Below are 4349 nucleotides of genomic sequence, written 5' to 3'. Positions count from 1 at the left end.
CCGCGTTTTTTTCGAATGTGCTGCAAAGAACGGCGGCCCGGGCTGGGGAAAATGCCGTATGCACACCGTTGAAATCGTCTTGCTCGTTTTGCTGCTGGGGGCACTGACCGGCATTGCCGCGCGCTATGTGCGCGCCATCCCGCTGCCGCTGATACAGATCGCCCTGGGAGCGCTGATGGCCTGGCCGCAAAAGGGCCTGCACATCGCCTTCGATCCCGAGCTGTTCCTGCTGCTGTTCATCCCGCCGCTGCTGTTCGCCGACGGCTGGCGCATTCCCAAGCGCGAGTTCTTTGCGCTGTACCGCCCCATCCTGCGCCTGGCGCTGGGCCTGGTGCTGTTCACGGTGGTGGGGCTGGGCTGGCTGATCCACTGGCTGGTGCCCGGCATGCCGCTGACCGTGGCCTTTGCGCTGGCCGCCGTGGTCTCGCCCACCGATGCCGTGGCCGTCTCGGCCATCACGCGCAACCTGGGCATGCCCGAGAAGACCATGCACATCCTCGAGGGCGAGTCCCTGCTCAACGACGCCTCGGGCCTGGTGGCGCTGAAATTCGCCATCGCGGCCACGCTGACCGGCCTGTTCTCGTGGACCGAGGTGGCCAAGGATTTCATGTGGATGGCCCTGGGCGGCCTGGGCGTGGGTACGCTGATCGGCTGGGGCTTTTCCTATGCGCGCAGCACCATCACGCGCCGCCTGGGCGACGTGGCGGCCACGCAGATGGTGCTGCTGCTGATCCTGCTGCCCTTCGCCGCCTACATCGTGGGCGAAAAGATCGGCGTGTCGGGCATCCTGTCGGCCGTGGCCGCTGGCATTGCCACCAACTTCGCCGACCTGGAGCGCAGCAGCTACATCAGCGAGCGGCTGCAGACCGAAGGCACCTGGAGCATGGTGGAAGCCTCGTTCAACGGCGCCATCTTCCTGCTGCTGGGCCTGCAGTTGCCGTCCATCATCGGCGTGACGCTGCACGATGCGGGCAGCGAATGGTGGGTGCTGGTGGGCTATGTGGTGATCATCTCCAGCGCGCTGCTGCTGATGCGCTGGATCTGGCTGACGCTGGGCGTGCAGCGCAGCCTGGCTCGCGCCCACTTCCAGGGAAAGATGGCCGAGCGCCCCTCGCACCTGCTGAACCTGGCCACCACCATGGCCGGCATACGCGGCGCCGTGACGCTGGCCGGCGCGCTGTCCGTGCCCATGCTGCTGAACAACGGACAGCCCTTCCCCGGCCGCGAGATGCTGGTCTTCCTGGCCACGGGCACCATCTTGTTCACCCTGGTGCTGGGCAGCATCGCCCTGCCGCTGATCCTGCGCCGCATGCCCCAGCCCGGCGAATCGCCCACGGTGCGCGAGGAGCGCCTGGCGCGCGTGGCCGCCTGCCAGTCCGCCATTGGCGGGCTGACGCTGAGCGAGGAAGAGATCCAGGGCCACACGCCCGAATGGGTGGCCATGCACCAGGAGGTCATGGGCCACCTGACGCAGGAGTACCGCAACCGCGTCCAGCTGCTGGACGACGGCAGCGGCACGGCCTCCAGCATCGAGATCCAGCGCGAGGCGCCCGAAGTCGTGCGCCAGCGCAAGCTGCGCTACCTGCTGGAGATCGAGCTGCGCCTGCGCTGCATCCACCAGGAGCGCGACGCGCTCTACGCCGAGCGCCAGGCCCACCGCATCAACGACGAGTCGCTGCGCCGCCTGGTCAGCGAGCTGGACATGCAGGAGATCTCGCTGCGCAAGCGCCTGGTCGTGGCGCGCCGCGCTGCAGCCTCGGCCGTGGCCGCGCCCGAAGGCGGCACGCACTAGGCGGCACGCGGTGGACAGCTGGCGGCAGCGCATGAAAGCAGCCCTCAGGCGGTCCTGGCCGGGCGCAGATCCAGCATGGCGATCATCTCGTCGCGGATCTTGAATTTCTGGATCTTGCCGGTCACCGTCATCGGGAAGGCCTCGACGAAGCGGATGTAGCGCGGCACCTTGTAGTGGGCGATCTGGCCCTTGCAGAAGTCGCGCACGCCGTCTTCGGTCAGCGTCTGGCCGGGCTTGACGATGATCCAGGCGCACAGCTCCTCGCCATAGCGCACGTCGGGCACGCCGACGACCTGCACGTCCTGCACCTGCGGATGGCGGTAGAGGAATTCCTCGATCTCGCGCGGGTAGATGTTCTCGCCGCCGCGGATCACCATGTCCTTGATGCGGCCGACGATGTTCACGTAGCCCTGCTCGTCCATGGTGGCCAGGTCGCCGGTGTGCATCCAGGCATCGTCGTCGATGGCCTCGCGCGTGCGGGCCTCGTCCCCCCAGTAGCCATGCATGACCGAGTAGCCGCGCGTGCACAGCTCGCCCGAGACGCCGGGCGCCACGACCTCGCCCGTGGCCGGGTCGACGATCTTCACCTCCAGGTGCGGCTGCACCTTGCCCACGGTGGAAACGCGGCGCTGAAGCGGCGTGTCGGCATCGCTCTGGCAGCTGACGGGGCTGGTCTCGGTCATGCCGTAGGCGATGGTGATCTCGGACAGGTGCATGTCGCTGACCACGCGCTTCATCACCTCGATGGGGCAGGGCGAGCCGGCCATGATGCCGGTGCGCAGCGTGCTCAGGTCGAACTCCTTGAAGCGCGGGTGGTCCAGCTCGGCGATGAACATCGTGGGCACGCCGTGCAGGCCCGTGCAGCGCTCGGCCTGCACGGTCTCCAGCACCAGCAGCGGATCGAATCCGTCATTCGGGTAGACGATGGCCGAGCCATGCGTGAAGCAGGCCAGGTTGCCCAGCACCATGCCGAAGCAGTGGTACAGCGGCACGGGAATGCACAGCCGGTCCTCTGGCGTCAGCCGCATGCACTCGCCGATGAAAAAGCCGTTGTTCAGGATGTTGCGGTGGGTCAGCGTGGCGCCCTTGGGAAAGCCCGTGGTGCCGCTGGTGAACTGGATGTTGATGGGGTCGGTGTTCTTGAGCGTGGCGGCCACGGCGTCGATGCGCGCATCCTGCGCATCACCGCGCGCCAGCAGGCTGGAAAAGCGCAGCATGCCGGGCTGCTCTTCGCCCTGCCCTGCCACGTCGATCCAGACCACGCTGCGCAGCTGGGGCAGGCGCGCGCAATGCAGGCGGCCGGGCTCGGCCGTGGCCAGCTCGGGGGCCAGTTCGCGCAGCATGCCCAGGTAGTCGCTGGTCTTGAACTGCGCCATGGTCACCAGGGCCTTGCAGCCGACCTTGTTGAGCGCGTACTCCACCTCGGAGGTGCGGTAGGCCGGGTTGATGTTGACCAGCACCAGGCCGACCTGGGCCGTGGCCAGCTGCATCAGCACCCATTCGGCGTTGTTGTGCGACCAGATGCCGACGCGGTCGCCCTTTTCCAGCCCCAGGCCCAGCAGCGCGCTGGCCAGGCGGCGCGCCTCGGTGTGCAGGCCGGCATAGCTGTAGCGCAGGCCCTGATGGCGGCTGACCAGGGCCTCGCGATCGGGCTGGCGGGCCGCCATGTCGGCAAAGAAATCGCCGATGGTCTGCTCGATCAGCGGCACATCGGTGCGGCCTTGGGCATGGCTGGAAGCGAGCGGGGCGTTCTGGGCGGGCATGCGTTGTCTCCTGTGTCGTCGGCGGCGCCTGGGACGGGCAAATGCAGTGGCCTGCCCCGTCACGGCAGCTATTGCGTGGCAGCATAAGGGCCAACCCCGAGCAGAACAGGCCACGAAGGTTGCAATAATTGCCAGCATGTTCACCCCCTCGCTGGTCAAGCCCCCCCTGCCCCAGGCGGCCGCCACCATGGCCTCCGCACACCCTGCAGTCACGCCCATGGCCTTTGTGCAGGCCATTATGCTGGCCTACGAACGCCGGGGCATCAGCGCCCTGTCCGCCCTGGAGAAGGCACAAATTGCGCCAGACTCCGTCAAAGAGCGCAACGAGTGCATCACGGCGCTGCAGATGGAGGCACTGTCCGATGCCGCCATGCGCGAACTCGACGACGAGGCCCTGGGCTGGTTCTCCCGGCGCCTGCCCTGGGGCAGCTACGGCATGCTGGCGCGCGCCAGCATGGGCAGCGAGCAGCTGGGCCTGGCACTGGCGCGCTGGTGCCGCCACCATGGCCTGCTGGCCGACGACATCCGCCTCACGCTCACGCAGGAAGACGGCTTGGCCACGCTGGCCATCGAGGAGCTGTCCACGCTGGGCGCCATGCGCGAGTTCTGCCTGCTGTCGGTGCTGCGCAATATCCACGGCCTGGCCAGCTGGTTCATCGACGAGCCGCTGCCGCTGCGGCGTGCCTGCTTTCCCTTCGAACCCCCGCCGCATGCGGGCGTGTATGCGCTGCTGTTCCCGCCGGGCGAGGTGGAGTTTGGCGCGGCCCGGGCCTGCCTCCAGTTCGACGCGCGTT

The 4349-nt window shown here is 67.9% G+C and carries 3 protein-coding genes; 2 read left to right on the top strand and 1 reads right to left on the bottom strand.

The features are described 5' to 3' along the window. Positions 1-58 precede the first annotated feature (58 nt). Positions 59-1792: a Na+/H+ antiporter gene (locus L995_RS18535; RefSeq protein ID WP_047472939.1), complete on the top strand. Its 1734-nt coding sequence runs from the start codon at positions 59-61 to the stop codon at positions 1790-1792. A 44-nt stretch (positions 1793-1836) separates the two neighbouring features. On the opposite strand, the gene L995_RS18530 is transcribed toward L995_RS18535, so the two are convergent. Continuing rightward, the gene (locus L995_RS18530) at positions 1837-3555 is read right to left on the bottom strand and encodes an AMP-binding protein (protein WP_047472938.1); all 1719 of its coding nucleotides are present in this window, start codon (positions 3553-3555) and stop codon (positions 1837-1839) included. A 136-nt stretch (positions 3556-3691) separates the two neighbouring features. Between L995_RS18530 and L995_RS18525 the strand changes: the two genes are divergently transcribed. Next, the coding region (locus tag L995_RS18525; protein ID WP_047472937.1) for an AraC family transcriptional regulator at positions 3692-4349 on the top strand (658 nt) is incomplete at its 3' end.

Origin of the sequence: Delftia sp. ZNC0008 (assembly GCF_000799035.1) — a bacterium.
Classification (GTDB): domain Bacteria; phylum Pseudomonadota; class Gammaproteobacteria; order Burkholderiales; family Burkholderiaceae_C; genus Comamonas; species Comamonas tsuruhatensis.
This window is presented reverse-complemented; position numbering and strand designations above follow the sequence as displayed.